Source organism: Pseudoalteromonas sp. BSi20311, from assembly GCF_000239875.1.
Classification (GTDB): Bacteria; Pseudomonadota; Gammaproteobacteria; order Enterobacterales; family Alteromonadaceae; genus Pseudoalteromonas.
The window spans coordinates 1-24,291 of record NZ_BADU01000092.1 but is presented as its reverse complement, the minus strand read 5'-3'; the positions used below and the strand labels follow the sequence as shown (position 1 = coordinate 24,291).

General features: G+C 40.8%; 19 protein-coding genes and 1 pseudogene. 15 read left to right on the top strand and 5 right to left on the bottom strand.

The window, feature by feature from the left end; translation table 11 throughout:
• Positions 1 to 424 precede the first annotated feature (424 nt).
• From ilvG to P20311_RS10970, 8 genes are all read left to right on the top strand, one after another.
• Entirely contained in the window at positions 425 to 2,074 is a 1,650-nt protein-coding gene (ilvG, locus tag P20311_RS11005) for an acetolactate synthase 2 catalytic subunit (protein ID WP_008112746.1), read from the top strand.
• Complete coding sequence (gene ilvM / locus P20311_RS11000) at positions 2,071 to 2,313, top strand: acetolactate synthase 2 small subunit (RefSeq protein WP_008112745.1); 243 nt, start codon at positions 2,071 to 2,073, stop codon at positions 2,311 to 2,313. The genes ilvG and ilvM overlap by 4 nt, the downstream gene beginning before the upstream one ends.
• Before the next feature lie 101 nt (positions 2,314 to 2,414).
• Positions 2,415 to 4,271 carry a dihydroxy-acid dehydratase gene (gene ilvD / locus P20311_RS10995; protein ID WP_036985091.1) on the top strand — a complete coding sequence of 619 codons (1,857 nt, stop codon included), beginning with the start codon at positions 2,415 to 2,417 and terminating at the stop codon, positions 4,269 to 4,271.
• A gap of 2 nt (positions 4,272 to 4,273) precedes the next feature.
• Positions 4,274 to 5,827 carry a threonine ammonia-lyase, biosynthetic gene (ilvA, locus tag P20311_RS10990; RefSeq protein ID WP_008112742.1) on the top strand — a complete coding sequence of 518 codons (1,554 nt, stop codon included), beginning with the start codon at positions 4,274 to 4,276 and terminating at the stop codon, positions 5,825 to 5,827.
• Positions 5,828 to 5,970: 143 nt separating this feature from the next.
• Complete coding sequence (locus tag P20311_RS10985; RefSeq protein ID WP_008112741.1) at positions 5,971 to 6,954, top strand: ABC transporter substrate-binding protein; 984 nt, start codon at positions 5,971 to 5,973, stop codon at positions 6,952 to 6,954.
• 107 nt (positions 6,955 to 7,061) lie between these two features.
• On the top strand, positions 7,062 to 8,249 hold the full coding sequence (locus P20311_RS10980; protein WP_008112740.1) for a methyltransferase: 1,188 nt from the start codon (positions 7,062 to 7,064) through the stop codon (positions 8,247 to 8,249).
• A gap of 10 nt (positions 8,250 to 8,259) precedes the next feature.
• Positions 8,260 to 8,925, top strand: a complete 666-nt coding sequence (gene can, locus P20311_RS10975; protein WP_008112739.1) for a carbonate dehydratase — start codon at positions 8,260 to 8,262, stop codon at positions 8,923 to 8,925.
• A gap of 1 nt (position 8,926) precedes the next feature.
• The gene (locus P20311_RS10970) at positions 8,927 to 9,571 is read left to right on the top strand and encodes an NAD(P)H-binding protein (protein WP_008112737.1); all 645 of its coding nucleotides are present in this window, start codon (positions 8,927 to 8,929) and stop codon (positions 9,569 to 9,571) included.
• 48 nt (positions 9,572 to 9,619) lie between these two features.
• On the opposite strand, the gene P20311_RS10965 is transcribed toward P20311_RS10970, so the two are convergent.
• A complete protein-coding gene (locus tag P20311_RS10965; protein WP_008112735.1) occupies positions 9,620 to 9,883 on the bottom strand; it encodes an accessory factor UbiK family protein in 264 nt (87 codons plus the stop codon).
• Positions 9,884 to 9,996: 113 nt separating this feature from the next.
• Here P20311_RS10965 and rep point away from each other — a divergent pair, with 113 nt between their 5' ends.
• Positions 9,997 to 12,015, top strand: coding sequence for a DNA helicase Rep (rep, locus tag P20311_RS10960; protein WP_008112733.1), 2,019 nt, complete (start codon positions 9,997 to 9,999; stop codon positions 12,013 to 12,015).
• 13 nt (positions 12,016 to 12,028) lie between these two features.
• Here rep and P20311_RS10955 read toward each other — a convergent pair whose 3' ends face one another.
• From P20311_RS10955 to elbB, 3 genes are all read right to left on the bottom strand, one after another.
• Positions 12,029 to 14,593 carry a diguanylate cyclase domain-containing protein gene (locus tag P20311_RS10955; RefSeq protein WP_008112732.1) on the bottom strand — a complete coding sequence of 855 codons (2,565 nt, stop codon included), beginning with the start codon at positions 14,591 to 14,593 and terminating at the stop codon, positions 12,029 to 12,031.
• A gap of 177 nt (positions 14,594 to 14,770) precedes the next feature.
• Positions 14,771 to 15,163, bottom strand: a complete 393-nt coding sequence (locus P20311_RS10950) for a cytochrome c5 family protein (protein ID WP_008112730.1) — start codon at positions 15,161 to 15,163, stop codon at positions 14,771 to 14,773.
• A 204-nt stretch (positions 15,164 to 15,367) separates the two neighbouring features.
• Positions 15,368 to 16,015, bottom strand: coding sequence for an isoprenoid biosynthesis glyoxalase ElbB (gene elbB / locus P20311_RS10945; RefSeq protein ID WP_193371762.1), 648 nt, complete (start codon positions 16,013 to 16,015; stop codon positions 15,368 to 15,370).
• A 510-nt stretch (positions 16,016 to 16,525) separates the two neighbouring features.
• On the opposite strand from elbB, the gene polA reads away from it, so the two are divergent.
• The 3 genes from polA to P20311_RS10930 all read left to right on the top strand — a co-directional run bounded on the left by polA (position 16,526) and on the right by P20311_RS10930 (position 20,861).
• Positions 16,526 to 19,261: a DNA polymerase I gene (gene polA, locus P20311_RS10940; protein WP_008112724.1), complete on the top strand. Its 2,736-nt coding sequence runs from the start codon at positions 16,526 to 16,528 to the stop codon at positions 19,259 to 19,261.
• Positions 19,262 to 19,758: 497 nt separating this feature from the next.
• Positions 19,759 to 20,346: a YceI family protein gene (locus P20311_RS10935; RefSeq protein ID WP_008112722.1), complete on the top strand. Its 588-nt coding sequence runs from the start codon at positions 19,759 to 19,761 to the stop codon at positions 20,344 to 20,346.
• Positions 20,343 to 20,861, top strand: coding sequence for a DUF1285 domain-containing protein (locus P20311_RS10930; RefSeq protein ID WP_008112720.1), 519 nt, complete (start codon positions 20,343 to 20,345; stop codon positions 20,859 to 20,861). Before P20311_RS10935 ends, P20311_RS10930 begins: the two co-directional genes overlap by 4 nt.
• Here the strand turns inward: P20311_RS10930 and yihA are convergent, their stop codons facing one another.
• A complete protein-coding gene (yihA, locus tag P20311_RS10925) occupies positions 20,862 to 21,503 on the bottom strand; it encodes a ribosome biogenesis GTP-binding protein YihA/YsxC (RefSeq protein WP_008112719.1) in 642 nt (213 codons plus the stop codon).
• A 281-nt stretch (positions 21,504 to 21,784) separates the two neighbouring features.
• On the opposite strand from yihA, the gene P20311_RS10920 reads away from it, so the two are divergent.
• The 3 genes and pseudogenes from P20311_RS10920 to P20311_RS10910 all read left to right on the top strand — a co-directional run bounded on the left by P20311_RS10920 (position 21,785) and on the right by P20311_RS10910 (position 24,281).
• Positions 21,785 to 22,417, top strand: coding sequence for a cytochrome c (locus P20311_RS10920; protein WP_008112717.1), 633 nt, complete (start codon positions 21,785 to 21,787; stop codon positions 22,415 to 22,417).
• A gap of 750 nt (positions 22,418 to 23,167) precedes the next feature.
• Complete coding sequence (yihI, locus tag P20311_RS10915) at positions 23,168 to 23,752, top strand: Der GTPase-activating protein YihI (RefSeq protein ID WP_008112715.1); 585 nt, start codon at positions 23,168 to 23,170, stop codon at positions 23,750 to 23,752.
• A gap of 12 nt (positions 23,753 to 23,764) precedes the next feature.
• Positions 23,765 to 24,281, top strand: a pseudogene (locus P20311_RS10910) (DUF2489 domain-containing protein).
• Positions 24,282 to 24,291: the final 10 nt, after the last annotated feature.

Sequence of the window (24,291 nt, the reverse complement as noted above, 5' to 3'; positions counted from 1 at the left end):
TACTAAAAATTAATCAAACCAGAATTCAGTGTTATAAGAATAGTGAATTTCCTGAGTTGAAATGAAGGGATAAAAAATCTATTTAACCTGGTTTAATTGAATTTTAAAACCTGAGTAAGCGTGTTTTTATAATTATTTTGAATTGAATTTGGTGTTGACTTACCGCCCTGAGCGCGGTACTAATATAAAAAGACAGCGAAACAAGATGTTCGCAATGACTAAATCTTAAATGGTACTGAATTTTATGCTTAAAAATGCACTTAACCTAGTCCTGATTATTATCGTGGTGATTATTCCCGCGAGGGCTTCGTAGTGCTTTAAAAAACTAAGCATTGAAAGCCCTCCGCACTTAACCGTCCGGGGGGCTTTTTAGTTTTAGAGTTAAATTTTTAATGGGTTGTCACACAGGAATGAGGATTTACTAATGACAGGCGCAGAACTAACAATAGATTTACTCGCCAAACACGGCGTAGATGAAGTATTTGGCTACCCAGGTGGTGCTATTATGCCCATTTACGATGCCTTGTATGGTGCGCCTGTAAAACATTATCTTACTCGTCATGAGCAAGGTGCAGGGTTTGCCGCCGTGGGCTATGCACGCAGTACTGGGCGTTTAGGTGTGTGCTTGGCAACATCAGGCCCTGGAGCTACTAATTTAATTACCGCATTGGCAGATGCCATGATGGACTCAGTGCCTTTACTTGCTATTACAGGGCAAGTACCAACCGCCGCTATTGGCTCTGATGCTTTTCAGGAAATTGACGTGCTTGGCATGTCGCTTTCGTGTACTAAACACAGTTACATGGTTGAGCGAGCAGAAGATTTAGCCGAAATATTACAAGAAGCGATGCATTTAGCACAAAGCGGCCGTCCAGGCCCCGTTTTAGTTGATATCCCCAAAGACATTCAAATGGCGCAGGTGCCTTTTAAACCTTGGTTAGCGGCAGATGAATACTTGCCCCAACTAGATTTAAATCAAGTCGCTATTGCTAACCAGTTACTTAGTGAAGCAAAACAGCCTGTTGCCTATGTTGGTGGCGGAGTTCATGCTGCGAATGCACAAGCGCAGTTAATGCAATTTTTAAATAAAACGCAAATGCCTGTGGTTTCAACCCTTAAAGCATTAGGCAGTGTGTTACCTGATTACGAATATGATTTAGGTATGTTAGGCATGCATGGCGGTCAAGCAGCTAATTTAGCGGTGCAAGAATGTGATGTATTAGTGTGTATTGGCGCACGCTTTGATGATCGTGTAACGGGCAATTTAGCTAAGTTTGCTGCAAAAGCAAAAGTGATTCATTTAGACATAGATGCAGCCGAGGTAGGAAAACGTAAACCCGCAAAAGCGTCATTAATTGCTGATTTAAAAACGTCACTTCCTGCACTTGAGTGCGTGGTTACACCAAAAGCGTGGTGCGATCATAGTAAACAAATGAAGGTTAAACACGCGTGGCGCTACGACTACCCTGGTGAAAAAGTATTTGCCCCTTACTTACTTAATCAACTTAGCCTGCGTATGCCAAGCACTAGTGTGGTGTGTTGTGATGTAGGCCAGCACCAAATGTGGGTCGCCCAGCACATGAAGTTTAGCCACCCTTGTAACCACTTAAGCAGTGGTGGTGCAGGCACTATGGGGTTTGGTTTACCCGCGGCTATAGGTGCACAGATAGCGCGTAAAGATGACTTTGTGATCACCGTTTCCGGTGATGGTTCAATCATGATGAACATTCAAGAGCTTGCCACTATTCGTCGTAATAATTTACCAGTAAAAATACTAATACTTGATAACCAGCGCTTGGGCATGGTGCGTCAATGGCAGGAGCTATTTTTTGAAGGGCGTTACAGCGAAACTAACCTGTCAGACAACCCTGATTTTGTCCAACTTGCTGCTGTGTTTGGTATTCCTGGACAAACTATTACCCACGCTAACCAAGTAGATGATGCAATTACGGCCTTATTAAAGAGTGATGGACCTTATATTGTTCATGCTTGTATCGATGATAAAGAAAACGTATGGCCACTTGTTCCACCTGGGGCTGCCAACGATGAAATGATGACGGAGAAAGCACAATGAAACACAACTTAACTATTGCCTTAAAAAGTCAAAGTGTTGCAATCGAGCGCTTTTTACGTGTCGTGCGTCATCGTGGTTTTGATTTAACTCACTTACAGCTCAATATGGACGATGGTCAATATAATATGGCAATGACGGTTGATAGTGATAAACCAATTTACTTGCTTACCAGCCAGTTAAATAAATTGGTTGATGTGAAACACGTGACGCTACAAAGCTTACAGCAACAGGCTGTATAAAATAAATTTAACGAATTTTACGAGTAACTGACTATTTGGTTATTCATCAATTTTTAGAATGAGGAATGCCCGCATTAATTGCGGCAAACACTGAGGTAACTATGGCTAAATTAAGAAGTGCAACCACCACTGAAGGGCGTAAACGCGCAGGCGCAAGAGCATTATGGCGTGCAACAGGCATGACAGATACCGACTTTGGTAAGCCAATTATTGCTGTTGTGAACTCATTTACGCAATTTGTACCGGGGCATGTGCATCTTAATCAGCTTAGTGAACTGATGGCTGAAACCATTACTCAAGCCGGTGGTGTACCAAAAGAATTTAATACCATTGCTATCGATGATGGCATCGCCATGGGACACGGCGGTATGCTTTATTCACTGCCATCACGTGATTTAATTGCCGACTCGGTAGAGTACATGGTGAACGGCCATTGTGCTGATGCGATGATTTGTATTTCTAACTGCGACAAAATCACCCCTGGGATGATGTTAGCCGCATTGCGTTTAAATATTCCGGTTATTTTTGTATCGGGCGGCCCAATGGAAGCGGGTAAAACTAAATTAGCGAATATCGATATTAAGCTCGATTTGGTTGATGCTATGGTTAAAGGTGCTGATGAATCGGTAAGTGATGCCGACTCAGAGCAGGTTGAACGCTCTGCATGTCCTACTTGTGGGTCGTGTTCAGGGATGTTTACCGCCAACTCTATGAACTGTTTATTAGAAGCAATTGGCCTTGCGCTGCCAGGTAACGGGACCACGCTTGCGACCCATAAAGACCGCAAACAACTGTATGTTGAAGCAGGCGCCCGCATTGTTGATTTATGCCGCGAGTATTACCAAAAAGATAACCAAGACGTACTGCCTCGTGCCATTGCTAATAAAACCGCATTTATGAACTCTATGGTGGTTGATATTGCTATGGGCGGTTCATCAAATACGGTATTGCATTTACTCGCAGCAGCACAAGAAGCCGGTGTTGATTTTGATATGTCACACATTGATGAGCTTTCACGTAAAACCCCGTTTTTATGTAAAGTTGCTCCAGCTACCGCGCAATACCACATTGAAGATGTACACCGCGCTGGTGGTATGATGGCCATAGTACGCGAGCTTGGAAAAGCAGGACTGGTTGATTTATCGGTTAACCATGTTGCTGGTATGACAATGGGTGAGCTGGTTAAAAAGTGGGATGCAACCGATCCGAATAACGAAGCCGCGCAAAAGTTTTACCGTGCTGGCCCTGCTGGTATTCGAACTACCAAAGCAATGAGCCAAGATTGCCGTTGGGATGAAGGTGACAACGACCGTGAAAACGGTTGTATCCGCAGTGTTGAACATGCATTTCGTCAAGATGGCGGCCTGGCGGTACTTGCCGGTAACTTAGCGGTTGATGGCTGTATTGTTAAAAGTGCGGGGGTTGTTGATGAAATGCTGCACTTTGAAGGTGCTGCGGTTGTGTATGAGTCACAAGATGATTCTGTAGAAGGGATTTTAAATGGCGAGGTAAAAGCCGGCGATGTGGTGGTTATTCGCTACGAAGGGCCTAAAGGCGGCCCTGGTATGCAAGAAATGCTATACCCAACTAGCTATTTAAAATCAAAAGGTTTGGCAGAGCAGTGTGCATTAATTACTGATGGGCGTTTTTCAGGTGGCACGTCGGGTTTATCGATTGGCCATGTATCGCCGGAAGCTGCCAGCGGTGGCGTAATTGCTTATGTTGAAAACGGCGATAAAATTATCATCGATATTGCCACCCGAGAAATTACACTAGCGTTAAGCGATGAAGAGCTTGAAGCTCGCAAGCAAAAACAACTGGCTCGTGGTAAACAAGCGTATAAACCGCTTAATCGCGATCGTTATGTATCATCTGCGCTTAAAGCGTATGCGCTACTTGCAACTAGTGCCGATAAAGGTGCGGTTCGCGATTTAGCCAAACTGGAGGAGCTTAGCTAGTTATGGTTTCTCAAGAACTTGATTATTTTCGCGCGATTATCCAAGCCAATATGGAGCCTTTAGCCAAGGTGACTGAGGTAAGTGAAATGGCCGAATTGAGTGCACGATTAGGTAATCATGTTTGGTTAAAACGTGAAGATCAGCAGCCCGTGTACTCGTTTAAATTACGCGGCGCTTTTAATAAATTAAATAAGCTGCCAAAAGGCTCGGTTGTGATCACCGCATCTGCAGGTAACCATGCTCAGGGTGTGGCACTAAGTGCCTCATACTTAGGACATAAAGCCACCATTGTTATGCCCGTGACCACACCTGAAATAAAGGTTAATGCGGTAAGAGCATTGGGTGGTGAAGTCGTATTGCATGGCCATCAATTTGATGCCGCAAAAGCGTATGCGCTGGAATTAACTGAGCAGCGAAACGGCGTATTTGTGCCGCCATTTGATGACCCTGATGTGATTGTTGGTCAAGGTACGGTTGCCCGTGAATTAATGCAACAGCTTAACGATTTAGATGTGGTGTTTATTCCTGTTGGCGGCGGCGGCTTGCTGGCAGGTATGGCGGTATACATTAAATCGCTGCGGCCCGATATCAAAGTAATAGGGGTCGAGGCGAATGAAAGCGCCTGCTTAAAAGCTGCTTTAGCAGCAGGCGAGCCGGTAGAGCTCGATCGGGTTGGCAGTTTTGCCGATGGTGTTGCCGTTAAAATAATTGGTAGTGAAACATTCAGACTGGCGCAAAAGTTTTGTGACGAAGTAGTCACCGTATCAGACGATGAAATATGTGCAGCCATGCAAGATATTTTTGTATCAACCCGTGCTATTGCTGAGCCTTCAGGGGCGCTTGCAACTGCAGGGCTTAAAAAATGGAGCCAACAATCAGGATTAAAAGGGTTGAATTTAGCTGCTATTTTATCAGGAGCTAATTTAAACTTTGACCGCTTACGTTATGTGGCTGAGCGCACTGCGCTGGGTGAGAAAAACGAAGCTTTATTGGCAGTAACCATTGATGAAAAGCGCGGTAGTTTTAAACAGTTTTGTGCATCTTTAGGTGGGCGTGCTATTACCGAGTTTAACTATCGTTATGCGGGGCCTGGCGAGGCGCAAATTTTTGTTGGTATTGCACTGCGCCAAGGGTTAGCAGAACTTGAGGAGCTTAAACAAAGTCTAACAGATAACAAGTATACCTTTTGCGATTTGTCAGATAACGAATTAGCAAAGCTACATGTACGCTATATGGTTGGTGGTAAAGCCCCAGAGCAGTTACATGAACGCTTACTGCGGTTTGAGTTTCCTGAGTACCCGGGCGCATTAGCGCGCTTTTTAGATACGCTGGGTAGTAACTGGAATATTACTTTATTTCACTATCGTAATCATGGCGGGTCAACGGGTAATGTATTGGCAGGTTTTGCGATTGAACCAAGCCAGTATGAGATGTTTAATGAGCACTTAAATCGGCTCGGTTACAGTGTTCAAGATGAAACTCACAACCCTTGTTTTACTCAGTTTTTAACTACCCAACCTCAAGCAGAAAAACTTGAAAAGCTCGCGCTAGCATAATTTATTCAAAGCAGGCATCTCATCTAGATGCTTGCTTTATTAGCTGTTTTACATATAGTTATAATTAATTATCATGTTTATGGAAGTCTTCTTTGCTACTTAAAGGAATAATAATTAGCACCTGCTTTTTTTGTAGCCACTTAATGGCGCAGGAATCAGTGACGCTACAGCTAAAGTGGACACACCAATTTCAATTTGCTGGCTATTATATGGCCAAACAAAAAGGCTTTTATAATGAGGTCGGTTTAGACGTCAATATAGTTCCAGCAGATCCAAAAAGGCCAAACAGTTTTGGTGCGGTAGAGCGAGGAGAGGCGCAATTTGGTGTAGCGCATTCAGGTATATTAGAGCGACGTATTGCCGGTGAACCCTTTGTTGCCATGGCTGCCATATTACAGTTTTCTCCTTACTGTTGGATGGTAAAAGAAACTTCAGATATTTTTCATGCCCGTGATTTTATTAACAAGCGTGTAAGTGAAGTCAGCAAAGAGAGTAATTCTGAGTTACTAACTATGCTTAAGCGCAGTGGTATTGATACCGAAAAACTGGCTGTTTACAAAGGCGATGAATTACAACAAGCATGGATGGAAAATAAACTAGATGCCATAGAAGTGTATGTTACCGACCTACCTTATCATATGGATCAGCAAGGGGTTGCTCATCGACTTATATGTCCACAACGTTATGGCATGGATGTATACGCGGATATTTTATTTACCAGCGACAATATGATTAAGTACCATCCCGATACAGTAGAAAAGTTTTATCAAGCGAGTTTAAAAGGGTGGCGCTACGCGGTAATGAATATGGATGAAGCCATTGCTATTACCCAGCAGTTTTATGCGCCTGAGCGCAGCTTCCATCAACTGGCATATGAGGCAGAGGTACTGAAAGACTATATTGCTCCACCGAGTACTAATGTGGGTAATATGTCGATGGCCAAATGGCGTTTAATTGCTGATTTATATGAGGTTGATCAAACAAAGTTTGATGAGGTAAAAGCTGATTTTATTTATAAATATAAAAAGCAAGAAACGCTGCAGCTTTCTTGGATGCTGATTGCGGCTATTATAATAAGCATTATTTCTATCCCCCTCTATTTACGTTTAATGTTTAAATCGCGCTAGTGGATTACTTACTCTATTCCCTTGCTCTACTAGGTAAAAAAATAACCGCTTAAATAGGCGCTATTGTGCTGGTATAATTAATTGTCTTTTTTATATCCTAAGCTGTTATGACCTTAACTGAGCAATTTTCTGCCCTCGACTCGTTGCTAATGAATACTCGCTCGTATTGGCAATGCACTGCGTTTGATTTTGACGTCTTACCTTGGCCTGAATTACATGCACCCTTAAGCGCTTTATCTGACCAGGCAGTTGCCGAGTTAGACTCTGATCAAGAGCAGCTTTATCAGTTTTTTTCATCTTATATTCCCGCTGTTGAGCAACTTAGCCGATTAGTGTCATTACCTGCCATTCCCAACAGTCGAAAGGAATACCCGTTTTGGATCAGTAATGGTATTAAAGGTCGAAAGTTTACTCAGTTACAAGACTTTGTTGGCGCATTACCCGCTAGTAGCCAGCCTGTATTGGAGTGGTGTGCAGGTAAAGGCCATTTAGGACGAATGTTAGCTTTTAATGGTGCGCAAAGTGTCCACAGCGTTGAGCTACAATCTCATTTGTGTGAACAAGGGCAAAAAAGTGCTCAGCAGCAGGGACTGGCAATGCAATTTAGCCAAGCCGATGTCCTCAAAGATAATACTCAGGATTTTTTCAACCCACACACTCATGCCGTCGCTTTACATGCCTGCGGCGCGTTACACCAAACGTTTATGTATCAAGCTAGTGCGGCAAAAGTACCACAAATTAGCTTTTCACCTTGTTGCTATCATTTATTTACTGATAATAATTACCTAGTGATGAGCGAGTACGCTCAGCAAAGCAGGCTTAATTTAACCCACAGAGATTTAAAGCTCGCCCTGCAAGAAACGGTTACAGCTCCTTCGCGAGTAGGTAAAGTGCGAAAAACAGAAGTGGAGTGGCGACTTGGATTTGATGCCTTAAGAAAGTCACTTACTGGTGAGTCAGTGTATGTCAGCGTTCCTTCAGTAAATAAAGCGATATTTTCAGATTCGTTTGCAGCGTTTTGTAACTGGGCAGCTGATAAAAAAGCTTTAAAGCTACCAAAAGATATTGATTACAATAAGTTTTTATTGATTGGGCAGGCGCGAAAAAAAGTAACAGAGCGAGTTGAACTGGTTCGACATGTGTTTAGAAGAGCAATAGAAGTTTGGCTTGTGCTCGATCGTGCTTTATATTTGCAGCAGCAAGGCTATGACGTCAGTGTTAATACATTTTGTGAGAAGCAATTAACACCCCGTAATATTTTAATTTTAGCCAGTTTAAAAACGCCCTCGACCTAAAAGAGATGTAATGAGAAATTTAAATAACTTACTAGAAAATAATAAACGCTGGGCATCAAGAACGAGCGAAGCGAACCCTGAATTTTTTAAAATTTTATCGATGCAGCAAAACCCAGAATACTTATGGATTGGTTGCTCTGACTCACGGGTGCCAGCTAATCAAATTGTTGATTTACTGCCGGGTGAGCTGTTTGTGCACCGTAATGTTGCCAACGTAGTCGTTCACACCGATCATAATTGTTTATCGGTTATGCAGTACGCGGTCGAAGTATTAAAAGTAAAACATATTATGGTAGTTGGCCACTACGGTTGTGGTGGCGTGCAAGCGGTACTGAACGAGGACCGTTTTGGCTTTATTGATAACTGGCTTCGCCACGTTGGTGATGTAAAAGAAAAACACCTAGAGCAACTTAATGCTCTGCCAGAAAAACAACGCCTGGATCGTTTAATAGAACTCAATGTGATTGAGCAAGTGCGTAACGTATCACGAACCAGCATTGTTCAAGATGCATGGTTAAGAGGCCAGGAACTCACGGTGCATGGTTGGGTATATGGCTTAGAAAATGGTCATTTACATGACTTAGAATCGGTAGTTAGTTGTGCCGAAGAAGAGTGTGAAAGCTATAAAAAAGCAGTACACCATGTACTAAATAAATCTGCGGACAGTCACCTTTAATATGGCTAAAACGGCGCTAATAATCGGCAGTACCGGCTTAGTTGGCAGCCAGTTATTACAGCAGCTGTTAGCATCTTCTAGCTATTCAAAGGTAGTGAGTTTATCGCGCCGCCAATTAGACTTTTCCCACCCTAAATTAATTAGCCATGTTATTGATTTTGAAAATTTGACGCATTATGTTGAATTGTTCAAAGGTGACGTGTTCTTTTCTTGCTTAGGGACTACATTAAAGCAAGCGGGCAGTGTGGCTGCACAACGTAAAGTTGATTTTGAATACCAATTTATTTGTGCGCAAATGGCGGCCAATAACGCTGTTCCGCATTATTGCTTGGTATCGTCAAGTGGCGCAAATGCACATAGTATGAGCCGTTACCTAAAAATAAAAGGGGAGCTTGAGCAGCAGGTGAAGCAGCTTGGCTTTGCACGCTTGAGTATATTGCAACCGTCTTTATTAGTCGGCGAGCGTTCAGAGCTTAGAGTTGCAGAAAAGCTTGGTGAGGTGGTACTTCCACTGCTAACGCGTTTTGGTATCCTCAAACGGTATAGACCCATTAGCGGTGAGCAAGTAGCTAATAAATTGCTGAGGGTAAGCATAGAGCAGCAACAAGCAACGGGTTACTATGTGCTGGACGAGCTATTTGAATAACTGAGTGATTAGCGCCATAAAGCAGGTTCGTCTATGGCGTTATATTTATTATTCTGCGTCTGTTTTTGCCGATAATTGCTGTTCAAGTATCGCTACTTTTGCTTCTAATTCAGTTAGCTTTTCACGTGTGCGGATCAGCACTTGGCTTTGAATATCAAACTCTTCACGGCTTACAAAGTCCATTTCGGCAAGCTTATTTTGTAACACTTGCTTAGTTTTACCTTCAAGTGTATCAGCCAGGTTTTTTACACCTTGTGGCATGTTATTAGTGATCTGTTTCGCAATTTCTTCAAGTTTTGCTGGGTTAATCATAGTCGTCCCTTGCCTGTTGCCTAAAATGATAATAACTAATATTACCTTATTGGCTAGGCGTATTGTAGTGATTACGTTAAAATTGCCCGTCTTTTTGCAATCAGCTGGTCGTTATGAAACTCAATCCTAAACAAGATGAAGCGGTAAAGTACATTAGTGGTCCTTGCTTAGTATTAGCCGGCGCAGGCTCGGGTAAAACGCGAGTTATCACCAACAAAATTGCTTACTTAGTACAAAAATGTGAGTATCAAGCGCGTAATATTGCGGCGGTTACCTTTACCAATAAAGCGGCTAAAGAAATGCGCGAGCGGGTTTTGCAAACCTTAGGCAAACAAGAGTCTAAAGGTTTATGGGTGTCTACCTTTCATACGCTTGGGCTTGAAATCATTAAAAAAGAGTTAAAAACACTTGGTTTTAAACCCGGTTTTTCGTTGTTTGACGACCAAGATACTAATCAATTACTTGCTGATTTAACCGAAGACGAGCTTAAAAAAGACAAAGACTTACTGAACCTGCTAAAAATGCAAATTGGTAGTTGGAAGAATGAGCTTATTTTACCAGAGCAAGCTATTCGCGAAGCCAGAGAGCCGCAAAAGGCATTGTTTGCTCAGTTGTATGCGCGTTACCAAAATCAATTAAGAGCGTATAACGCGCTGGATTTTGATGATTTAATTATGATCCCCACGCTGCTTTTAAGTAGTAATGCCACATCACGTGAGCGATGGCAGCAGCGTTTTCGTTATTTACTGGTGGATGAATATCAAGATACCAATACCAGCCAATATCAATTAGTGAAATTGCTGGTAGGCGAACGAGCACGCTTTACTGTGGTGGGAGATGACGATCAGTCAATTTACTCTTGGCGTGGTGCTCGTCCACAAAACTTGGTGTTATTAAGTAAAGATTACCCTGGGCTTCGATTAATAAAACTAGAACAGAACTATCGTAGTGCTGGGCGCATTCTTAAAGCGGCCAATATCTTAATTGCAAATAACCCCCATGAGTTTGAAAAAAAGCTCTTTAGTGAGTTGGGCTATGGTGAGCAAATTAAAGTCATTGGCTGTCGCGATGAAGAACATGAATCAGAACGTGTGGTCGCAGAGATTATTTCTCATAAATTTATGAAACGCACCAGCTATAAAGATTACGCTATTTTGTACCGGGGTAACCACCAAGCGCGGGGCTTTGAAAAGTCGTTAATGAGTAACCGAATCCCGTATAAAATTAGTGGTGGAATGTCGTTTTTTTCACGTTCTGAAATTAAAGATATCATGGCTTACTTACGTCTTTTAGTGAATCAAGATGATGACAATGCTTTTTTAAGAATTGTGAATACCCCACGTCGTGAAATTGGTACAGTCACGCTTGAAAAGCTTGGCACCTTAGCTAATGAAAAACACCAAAGCTTATTTGCGACCTGCTTTGATAACGACTTAGGATACAGACTAAAAGGACGTGGTTTAAATGCACTAGCTGGGTTTGCCCGGTGGGTGGTTGAGCTTTCAGATAACGCAGTGCGCAGTGATACACTGGAGGCGGTGAAGGATTTAGTGCGTAATATTAATTACGAAGCTTACTTGTATGAATCATCGCCTAGTGCCAAAGCCGCTGAAATGCGGATGAAAAATGTGTCCGAGCTGTATCGCTGGATAACAGACATGTTAACAGGCGATGCCGATAATCCGCCAATGACACTGGCTGAAGTAGTTAGTAAATTGACCCTTCGGGACATGCTAGAGCGAAACGAAGAAGAAGATGAAGCTGATGCCGTGCAATTATTAACTTTGCATGCCTCAAAAGGACTCGAGTACCCCTATGTATTTATGGTCGGTATGGAAGAAGGATTGTTGCCACACCAAGTAAGCATTGATGAAGATAATGTGGATGAAGAGCGCCGCCTTGCATATGTAGGTATTACCCGCGCGCAACAAGAGCTGACTTTAACCTATGCTAAAATCCGCCGTCAGTTTGGTGAAACATCACAAACAGAGCTCAGTCGATTTGTGCAAGAGTTACCGCAAGATGACTTAGCCTTTGAAAACAAAAAAGCGCCTAACACCCAAGCTGAACGCATGGAAAAAGGCCAAGCTCGGGTTGCAAATTTAAGAGCAATGCTGAAAAAGCCACAATAAGGTGTGTTTAGCGCTATTTTAATTCTGAGTTTTTAAGTGTAGCTGGTATAGCGCTGGTTAGTGGGTGCTGTTTAGCAACAAATAGGTTTAGACCGTGTTTATCTAAAAGGGCTCTAAAGTTTAATATTGATGGGCCTTTAGCTATCACTTTTATCTGTTTAAGCTTAGTAATAGCCAACACCCCCTGCAACTGTAAATCGTAGCTTTCTTGTTGTAATACTCGTTTACTGAAGGTGGAGCTAAGGAGTAAATAATCACACTCTATTTCAGTCACCAAATTAAGCTCGCATTTGTCTTTTGCGAAATTGTTTAAGCCAATCGAATGACCGAGTTTTTTAAGCTGTTTTAAGTTCTCTAATTGCTGTGCGCTGGCATAACGCAGCTCCTGCTCATCAAACAACAAGCAAAGCTGTTCATTGTTTACCGGTTGTTTTAGTGTCGCTTTTAGTAAAGAAAATTCATGCTCTTCTAACAGTAAACTGGAGCAAGGCAATAGCGCAACGGCTATCTCTGCATTTTGTGCTTGTTGGTAAGCTTGTTGGATGAGTTGTAGTTCAACTTTGGTATGTTGTTCTTTATCATTCGCAAATTTCTTTAAAATATCAAAACTGGTAAAGCCAAGGACTGGGTGTTCACCAAAAGCCTCAAATAACGATGCACTCTGATAATGCTCATCCAAGGTGATAATATCTGAGCTACGAAACGTCATAGGCAATACATCAAGGTGATGTAATGTTTGTGACTCATGTTGCAACATAGGCTCAGTGAGCAGTGGATGAAATAACTCAAAGCGGTTTTTACCTGAATTTTTAGCATAATACATAGCAGCATCGGCGTCGCGAATGATTTCATCGGTATGTTTATAGCTTTGCTTTGAATAGGTTATCCCAATACTGGCGCCACTTTGTACACACACGCCTTTAGTACAAAACGGCTTTTGCATAATTTTTATAATGCGATTGGCAACATCTTCTGCCTGATTTGGCTCAGTTAAATGGGTTAGTAATACTACAAACTCATCTCCGCCTAAACGCGCTAATAAGTCATGCTCACGAATACATTGTGAGAATAGTTTACTAACACTAATTAAAAACTCATCGCCGGCATGATGCCCGAGCTGATCATTGATATCTTTAAACTTATCAAGGTCAATAAACAATACAGCAAAGTGCTCATTTGGATTGCGTTGATAATATTGCAGGGTTTTTTCTAGTTGAGTTAAAAATAAATTCCGATTTGGTAAGCCTGTTAGTGAGTCATGGTGAGCATCGTGATAAAGCTGTTGTTCTATTTTTTTACGTTCATCAATTTGCATTTGCAAATGTAAATTTGCTTGGCTCAATTCTTTAGTTTTTTCATTAACTCGTGAGGCAAGTTCTTGGTGGCTCTTTTTTAGTGCCTGTGAAGCTAATTTTGTTTGTAATACCGTGGCAATTTGATGCGATACAAAGGTGATTAGCTCTGCATCATCATGTGTAAAAAGGTGTTCATTATTATAAGCTTGGCAAACAATTAACCCTATAACGCCTTGCGAAGTTTTTAGCGGAGCGCCTAGCCAGCTGGTGGCTCTCTTGGATTCATCAATTGGTTTCTCACGCTCTACAATGCCACTATTTAATAACTCTTGTGCTCTTTTCGGATGAATTATTTGTGTTTCTTCAGTGCTTATAACCAGTTCACTGTAGCCTTTTGCAAAGCGCCGTGGTTGAGTGCTGCCTTGGAATTCATCAACACTGTAGGGAAAACTGATCCAACCCGATTCTTTATCATACAAGGCAATATAAAGGTTTTTTGCATAAGTAATGGTTTTTATTATTTCGTGTATTTGAAAATAAGCATCATCTAAATTTTTGGCTTGGGTTGTCAGCTCTGAAATTTTGAATAATATTTGCTGGCGTTGCAGGGCACCTTTTCGCTGTTGTATTTCAACATTTAAAGCGTCATTACTTTGCGTTAATGCTCGGGTTCTTAATTTTACTTCTGATTCGAGTAACTCTCGTTTTTTAACCCGTTCAATTGCGGTGGCTAAATAGAGTGACATGGCCTCAAGCAGGTTTATTTGTTGCGAACTGTAACCTTGTTCTGTGTCGTAACTTTGCGCGGCTAACACACCAATAATGTTTCTTTCTTGATAAACGGGAACGCCTACCCAGTGTTCTGCAGGTGTACCCAATGCTTTAAATAAGCCTTTCTGGGCAGCATCATGCATTTGCTGTTTGGTAAAGTAAGTGGTTTTCCCTTGCTTGAAGACATAACCCGTTGCGCCTTCTTCAAAATTATTATCTCGATTAAGTGGTACTGCAATGCCATCTTTTTCATCAGAAAAATAAGATAATTCTAACTGTTGTGACTGGGGATCAACCAGCACCACATAAAAGCTTTTACTCGGAACATACTTTTGTAAAATGTCATGAATAGCAGGGTAAAGTAAGGTTAGCTCGGCAACAGTACTTGCTTGCTCTGATAATTGTATCAGGGCATTGTGGAGGTGGTAGGCATGTTTGTACTTTTTTAATAGTGCTTTTAGTCGTTTATTTTGGCGCACTACGCTATTAGGTACAATAAGTTTATCTTCCAATGATGTTTAACCAGTTATAATTTTTTGTATAGTTATTAATCATTATAGTTCCACTTTTAACATTTTGCGTCAAGTAGATATTTTTCTTAATTATGTAGCTAAAACTCATGAATTAGAAACAAAAAAGGCTTACTAAAACGTAAACCTTTTATTTAAAGCATTTTGACTTGGCTAATTTTAGTTAGCGGTCATGAAATCGATTGCTGCGCTTATTTCATCATCAGAACAATCCATACACGTTCCACGCGGTGGCATGGCATTAAAGCCATTGATCGCATGATCTAATAAGGTGTCTTTTCCTTTAGCGATACGAGGAGCCCAATCGTCAGCTGATTTAGGAGCGCCTAAAGCACCTGTGCCGTGACAAGCAAAACAGGCTGCTTGATATACTTGCTCGCCTGAACGAGGACCTGTTGGTGCAGCAACCGCTACTTTCTCACCTTCAAGGTAAACAGCACCAATAGGCGCTAAACGTTTTTTAATTGCATCTTCAGTCATAGAGTTATCATATGGCTGTGCGTATGCGGTGGTTGCTAGCACAAGTAATGCTGCAGCTGATAGTTTTTTCATTTTGCCTTGCCCACTTCAATTTGAACGTGATCAATCACGATTTTAAATGACGGAATTTAGAACAATTATAACTCCACTCAGTGATTTATAAAATGCTCAGAGTCGATTTTATTTATAAATACGACTAATGATTGTCCTAACTCAATAAATTACCAAGATAAAACGGGATCATTAGGCATATAAATGCGATCAGAACCCTTACGACTAACTCATAGCCAATACGTTACGTACTAGTTTTTCGATTCCTACATCGGCATCCATAATTGATTGTGCCAACATATAAGCAGGTGTTGTAACCAGCTTATTATTTTTATCAATAACAATATCATCCACTTTACACTCAATATGCTCAGCGCCTAATGTGGTTAAAGCATCGGCCGTGTCGCTATCATTACCAATAGTGAGCTGTGGTTTATTATAAATGAATGGCAATAAAGCGGGTGCAATACACATATAACCGGTGGCTTTATTTGCTTTTGCAAATGCTTTACAAGCGCTCAGTACTTCGTCATTTACTTTCGCGTTAGTGCCATTAATAGCAAAGTCAGATAAGTTTTTAGCTACACCAAAGCCGCCAGGAATAATTAAAGCGTCAAATTGTGTAATGTCTAATTCAGCGAGTGACTTTATATTGCCACGGGTGATTCGAGCCGATTCCACTAATACATTACGCGACTCTGTCATTTCTTCACCAGTAATGTGATTAAGAGTATGGTACTGCGTAATATCGGGTGCAAAACACTGATATTTCGCGTTGTTTTTTTCAATGTGTAATAAAGTAAGCACTACTTCATTAATTTCACTGCCATCAAATACGCCACAACCTGCTAAAATTACCGCTATATTTTTCATATTATTTTGCTCCATTGAAGTCATTTTAATAAAGTTTAACACGACGAATCAGCCTATCTAAAAATTTATTTGCTGGTTTTTTAGCCGCAAAGTAAGTTGTTATGCGCTATATGCCATTTGATAACTAGTAAGGGTAAAAAAAATTATAAAGGATCGCTATGATCTTTGATCCATTATGTTAGAATGCTCATCCAGTTATTTAAATGGACGTAAATAATCAAAGTGGGTTACAACACCAGTAACGGTTTAAATGCCTTTTCCACATTGATAGAAGAATAATAAAAAAGAACCTCGAATTATCTTTTTTTAAACAAAACAATAAATTACAAACTAATCTAAGCATTTTACTATGTTTCGGATGGATGGTTTGTGGGTGTTATCTACATAGTTATCCACAAGTTGCTAAAAATGTAGCGCCCTTAATCACATTAATTCACAGTCGTTTTATTTACTGCCTTATGGCATGCTTATACTTATATTACTTTTTTGTATTTAGGATCCAATTTTACCATGGCTCAGATCCCCGAAAACCCGCTTATTCTTGTTGATGGCTCTTCATATTTGTTTCGTGCTTATCATTCTCCACCTCATTTAACTAATTCTAAAGGTGAAGCCACTGGCGCTATTTATGGCGTGGTAAACATGTTGAAAAGTTTGATCAAACAATACGATCCCTCACATATGGTGGTGGTGTTTGATGCCAAAGGTAAAACTTTTAGAAATGACATGTACAGCGAGTATAAAGCGAATCGTCCGCCAATGCCTGATGATCTGCGTACCCAAATAGCGCCGCTACATAGCATTATTAAAGCGATGGGCTTTCCATTAATTAGTATTGAAGGTGTAGAAGCCGATGACGTGATTGGTACATTTGCGCGCATTGCTTCTGAGCAACAACGCCATGTACTGGTATCAACTGGTGATAAAGATATGGCACAGTTGGTTAATGAGCATGTCACCTTGATCAATACCATGACCGACAGTATTTCAGATCCCGACACTGTGGTTGAAAAGTTTGGTGTTGGACCTGAGCTTATTATCGATTATTTAGCCTTAATGGGCGATAAAGTAGATAATATTCCTGGTGTTGAAGGGTGTGGGCCTAAAACAGCGGTTAAATGGTTACAAAAGTACGGATCGCTTCAGGGCGTAATTGATAATGCTGCTGATATCAAAGGTAAAATAGGTGAAAAGCTTGCAAAAGCGATTGATCATTTACCATTAAGCTATGAACTTGCCACTATTAAGTGTGATGTGGAGGTTGAATCTGATCTTGATACTTTTAAATTGCAAACACCGAATAAAGACGAATTAATTGCCTTATACGGTGAGTGTGAATTCCGTCGCTGGTTAGCTGAATTACTAGACAATCCAAAAGATGCTGACACACATTTAGCGGTCCCAACCCAAGAGAATGAGTTGCCAAAAGTTGAAGATGCGCACTATGAAACGATTTTAACTGAGGCCCAATTTAATACATTGATAGAGCAGCTCAATGAAGCTGAGCTATTTGCTTTTGATACTGAAACAACCAGTTTAGAGTATATGAAAGCGCAGTTGGTAGGGATGAGTTTCGCAGTAAAAGCAGGGGAAGCCGCCTACTTACCGGTTGCACATGATTACCCAGGTGCGCCTGAACAGCTAAGCCTTGAATTTGTGATGCAAAAGCTTGGGCCAATATTAGCTGACGAAAATAAAGTTAAAGTTGGTCAAAATTTAAAATATGATAAAAGTGTGCTTGCCAATGCTGGCTATGAATTAAATGGTATTAAGTTTGATACTATGTTGGAGTCTTATGTTTTTAACAGCGTAGGTACTCGTCATGATATGGACTCATTAGCACTTAAATATTTAGGCCACAAAAATATTAGCTTTGAAGACATTGCTGGTAAAGGTAAAAAGCAGCTCACGTTCAATCAAATCGAACTTGAAAAAGCGGCGCCTTATGCCGCAGAAGATGCCGATATTACTTTGCGTTTACACCAAGTACTATGGCCGAAACTTGAAGCGGATGAAAAGCTTAAATCGGTGTTTGAAAATATAGAAATGCCACTAGTAAGCGTTATTTCTGACATTGAGCGCACCGGTGTTGCTATCGACAGCAATATGTTGGCCACGCATAGCCAACGCTTAGGTGAACGATTACTTGAGCTTGAAAAAGAAGCGTTTGAAATCGCAGGCGAACCGTTTAACTTAAGCTCGCCAAAGCAATTACAAGTACTGTTATTTGAAAAGCTAGAATTGCCCGTTATCAAAAAAACACCCAAAGGCGCGCCTTCTACAGCAGAAGAAGTACTGCAAGAATTAGCACACGATTACCCATTGCCTAAAGTGATTATTGAGCATCGCGGTTTATCTAAGCTTAAATCAACTTACACAGATAAATTGCCACTGATCGTGAATGAGCAAACCAAGCGTGTGCATACTTCTTATCATCAAGCGGTAACAGCAACGGGTCGATTAAGTTCAAGCGATCCTAACCTACAAAATATTCCTATTCGTTCAGAAGAAGGGCGCCGTATTCGTGAAGCCTTTATTGCTGCTGATGGATATAAAATTGTGGCGGCCGATTACAGCCAAATAGAGCTGCGTATTATGGCGCATCTTTCACAAGATAAAGGGTTGCTCAATGCCTTTGCAAATGGCTTAGATGTGCATAGCGCTACAGCTGCTGAGGTATTTGGAGTTGAGCTTGAAGAGGTTACATCTGATATGCGCCGTAAAGCTAAAGCCGTTAACTTTGGCTTAATTTATGGCATGTCGGCATTTGGTCTGGCACGTCAACTTGATGTACCACGCCATGAAGCGCAGCATTATATTGATAAATATTTTGAGCGTTTCCCAGGTGTTTTAGAATACATGGAAACGACCCGTGAAAAAGCAGCAGAAAATGGTTACGTAGAAACTATTTTTGGCCGCCGTTTACATTTACCAGAAATAAATGCCCGCAATGGAGCACGCCGCAAAGGCGCTGAGCGCGCAGCAATTAATGCCCCTATGCAAGGCACTGCTGCCGATATTATTAAAAAAGCCATGTTAACAGTACATGCATGGGTTAACCAGCAAGCGCCTAATACGGTTAAGCTACTTATGCAGGTACACGATGAATTGGTATTTGAGATTAAAACAGAGTGCACTGAGCAATACACTCAGCAAATTTGTGAGCTGATGTCACAAGCGGCGCAGTTAGATGTACCACTTATAGTTGAAGCTGACGAAGGTGATAACTGGGAACAAGCGCACTAATTTGGTATGCCAAGGATGCCTTGTCTTAGGTAAACACAACAGTTAAAAAGAATTATTTAAAAGCGCCAATAGGCGCTTTTCTTTTAGCTTGCAGGTTAAAAAAAAGTTAAATTAAACAGCAGTTTGTATTAAATCGTTAGAGGTTCGTCAATTCGCTTCGAATATCGATAATATGCTTGTATTTTTACGCTTGCTTTTGGTAAAGTGCCGCCCGTCCTCATCCTGTAGGACATCCTGTTGATGATGCATCGTAAGATGCAACGTATTGATAGCTTCTCCCCAGTTTGCTATATCGGCCTATCATATATTTGATGGGCCGTTTTTTTATAGCTTTACTCCTAAGCGTTAAATTTATTCTCTAATTGCATTTAGCGTTTCAAGTGATACCATCAGTTTACTGGGCGTTTTCTTTTTACCTCAGCGTATTAGTGATTTTCAATTTGACTGATCAAAGTATTATTTTTTTGGGTATAAATCTTTTATTTTAGGAGTGCATTATGTTTAAAACGTTAGCTGTAGCAGGTTTATCTTTATCATGTTTACTAGTTTCAGGTGTTGCATCGGCAAACTGGCAGTTACTCAACGATAAAAGCCAATTAAGTTTTGTCTCAATTAAAAAAAATAGCATTGCTGAGGCAAGCCATTTTACTCAGTTAACAGGCCAACTGAGTGAACAAGGCCAGTTTAGCGTAAACGTTGATTTAACCTCAGCTGAAACGTTTATTCCTATTCGTAACGAGCGCCTCAGCAAGATTTTGTTTGAATCTGACACTTTTGCAAATGCAGTATTAACCGCTGACTTATCTGATAAATTGTCACTTATTAAGCAGCCTGGGCAGTACGTATTAAAAGGTGTTAGCGCCGAGCTAGACTTTCACGGTCATAAAAAGCCACTTGCAGTTGATGTACTTGTTAGTAGTGCGGAAAACGGGGATTTAAGCGTAGCATCATTCAAGCCTATTATTATTAATAGCGATGACTTTAAAGTCACCGAAGGGATAATGCAGTTACAAAAACTAGCCGGCTTACCTTCGATTGCTACTGCAGTACCGGTTACTTTTGCACTGACCTTTAAAAAACAGTGATTTCACTTAACGAACTTAGTAAGCAACTAAGCGAGCCAAGTAAACCTTTTGAACAATGGCAGCCTGCTCATTGCGGGCAATTGCCACTGCTGATTGACGAGCAAGGTAAATGGTTTTATGCGGGTAGTGAAATTACCCGCCAAGCCATGATAAAGCTGTTTGCTAGTGTGTTGTGCCGCGAAGATGGACAGTTTTATTTAAAAACGCCAGTAGAGAAAATTGCGATTGAGGTTAAGGATGCGCCATTTATTATTGTAAGTTGGCATCGTGAGTCGACATCTGACGGCGATGTTATTTGTTGTATTGATAATCTACAGCGTACCTGGTTATTAAGTCATGCAGAACCACTTTATATCAATGACTACAAAGGCGGCGCAGTGCCTTATATGCAATTACCCCATGGCTGTTTTGCACGAATTGCCAGAAGTGTGTTTTATCAGTGGGCTGAAATAGCCGAAGCAGATGAGCTCGGCTATTTTATTACTTCCGCGAATGAGCGGTTTTATTTAGGGTAATTACTCTGCGTCGGCGGGTGGAATTGCTACGATAGGGCCTAAGTACCACTCATCTAACTTTTTAGCGACTTCTGGTAAACCAGTGCCTTTAAGCGATGAAAAGGCATGAACTGTTATATCGCCATCTAATTCACTCAATTCACGACGAACACTAAGTACCTGTGATTTACGTGGACCTTGCTTTAACTTATCAGCTTTAGTTAATAATGCTAATACTGGAATTTCACTACCTACAGCCCAATTAATTAAATCGCGGTCTAAATCTTTCAATGGGTGACGAATATCCATTAATACCACAATGCCTTTTAAGCTTTGACGCTTTTGTAGGTATTCGCCTAACGATTTTTGCCATTTCTTTTTCATTTCAATAGGCACTTTGGCAAAGCCATAACCTGGTAAGTCAATTAGGCGCATGTCATCTACATCGGCAAGTTCAAACGTGTTGATCAGCTGAGTACGACCCGGTGTTTTACTAGTGCGGGCCAATTTTTGATCGGTTAGAGCATTAAGCGCACTTGACTTACCTGCATTAGAGCGACCGGCAAACGCGACTTCAATTCCCGTATCAGCAGGTAATTTAGTGATGTCTGGCGCGCTTGTAACAAAAGACGCAGTGTTATACTTGATACGAGATTTGAGCACAGGCTCTCCTAAAACTTAAAAAAATAACATTGGGTAAACCAAATTCACCCGTGGCGCGTATTTTATACTATAAAGTAGCTATTAAAAAGTGTATTTGAGCATGTAAAACCGTTGCTGATGGTACATTTTAACTGGCTTGGCGATTAATTTTACTCAAAACCCTATAATTTATAGGTTTAATGTGTGTAGAAAACGTGCCAGAGAATTTAATATCGTGTAGAATATAAAAATCACAACATCCATATTGTAGATGATACAGGGTCGGAAACAGAGAATTCACCATGAAAAAAATAGCACTATCTTTAACTATATTGCTTGGTGCGTTGTCAGCAAGCAACGCAACAGCATTTGATGGCGATGTAAACGCAGGTAAAGAAAAATCAGCAACGTGTGCGGCTTGTCACGGCCCAGACGGTAATGCGCCGGTTAACATCTACCCAAAAATTGCAGGCCAACACGCAGATTACATATATAAGCAACTTACTGAATTTAAATTAGGTATGACCTCAGGCGGTAAAGAAGGTCGTATGAATCCAGTAATGAGCGGTATGGCAATGCCATTGAGCGATCAAGATATGAAAGACTTGTCTGCTTACTTTGCTTCTTTGAATATGTCAGAAGGTGCTACACCTAAAGATGTTCAAGAAACAGGCGCCATGTTATACAAAGCGGGTGACGCTGAACGCGGAATTCCATCATGTGCGGCTTGTCATGGTCCACGTGGTAATGGCTCTTCATTAGCTAAATTCCCAAAAATTTCTTTTCAACATCCAGAATACATCAAGTCACAACTTGAACAGTTCAGAGATGGTACTCGTAATAACGACCTAAACGGTGTTATGCAAGACATTGCTAAGAAACTAACTGATAAAGACATTGAAACATTATCTAAATACCTTGGTGGTCTACACTAAAGTCGTATTTATTTAGATATTGTTAACATAATACAATGTTAATTAGACAAAAAGCAGCTTTAGCTGCTTTTTTTGTTTCTGCTATGACCGATAAAGCCCCCTCACTTGTAAGACATTGACCATGCTTTGGTGTAAGAAAAGTCTCATTTTATTTTTTTTATTTAAGTTAACCTGCTGTAATTTATATATTTTAGCCTTTTTCCTTATGTTTAGCTTAAGAAAAAAGATATAAATTAGTTGTAACAAAATTATTAACGAGTAAATTAACCCCTGTCGCAACAACAATAACAAATAGGAAAACGTTATAAGGATAGTAGCGCGGCACGACTAAATAGCACATTGAGAGTGCTACTAAAGGAAATAACAATAAAGTGTCAGGAAAGACCGAAAATAATAAAAAAACGCATGGAAGTTTAATAATAAAAACAAAATGGAATGCTACACGGAAGATAAATAATAAAAATACGGATAGATAAATAATAATAAAAATAATAAAGACTAAAAAGTCGAAGGGAGAAGTGTCCATATAATGGCGCTCAGATTAGCAGGCGGTAGAGATGTTTTCTCTACCGCCTTTTTATTTGTCCTGTTACAATACCCCCCGTTTAAAAAAAGCATCTAAATATGCTTTGGCGTATATAGAGAAGCCCAACCTCTAAAACGCAAACCGAATTCTTCTGGCTAGGCCAGCATCGCGATGCCCATTGAGTTGCGCCTCGCTCAAAACCTCTTAGGTGAGACGATCAAGATATGAGTAGAAAGAAAAAGTCACGTAAAATTCCATCAAATGGGCCAGTTCGTTTAAGCCAAGATAAGCTTAAAGAGATGCGCGCATTGAAAGAGCAACGTGTAAAGAAAACCAAAGGCGCTAAGCCAGGTTCACGTAATGCACCTGATGCATTGAGTAATGACACTCAAAAAACAGGTTCGGCTGCTAAAGACAAGCGTGTTGGTAGTAAAAAAGCAGTACCATTAGTTGCCCCAGCCGCTGAACCAAAAGTCGAAATGAAACGTAATCTTAAACCTGTAGCAGAGCTTAAAAAGGCGATTGAGCCTGAGTTAACGCCTGAGCAAGAGCTAGAAGCGCTTGAAAACGATGAGCGCTTGCTTAAATTAGTTGAGCGTCATGAGCAAGGTGAAATGCTAACGGGTAAAGATGCAAAATACTTTAATAGCCGTATAGCGCGTCACCAAGTACTGTGTAAATTATTAGGCATTGAAGATGAAGAAGAGTTTGAAGATGACTTCAGTGATGAAGAAAGCAATTCAGATTTTGATCAATACCTATCAAACGATCTAGCTAATGAATGGCTAGATGACGACGAAGATAAGTAATAAGGATACATAATGAGTACAGCAGTGATCTTAGCCTTAGTTGTAGGTGCTGCTATTATAGCGGGCTTAGCATTTTATGCGGGTCAGTTGCTCTACAAGCTAAATGTGCAAAAAAAGCTAATTAGCAAACAGCAGGCAGAGCAACAGCAAAAGCTTAAGCAGTCGCGTTTAAAACGTAATGCAAAGCTAGCCGATAGTATTCATTTAATTGCACGTGCGATGAACGAAAAGCAGTGTGATTACTCTGAGGGCTGTTTACGTATTTGGGTGCTGATGTCGCAATATAGTTTTGATACTGAGCGCGACTTAACAACTGCGTACCCAGGCATTTATAAAATGTATGACGTGGTAAAAGAAATGCCAACTCACGATTCGCGAAAAAAAATACGCTAAAAAAGAGATTTTTAAGCAAGATACCGCTCGTTGGCGCGCAGAAGAATCACTGAGTGACGAAATTAAAGCCGACTGTGAAAAAATCATTATTGAGTTTAAAGCAGCACAAGGCAGCGAAAACGTAGTTTTTAATTAATTTTACAGCA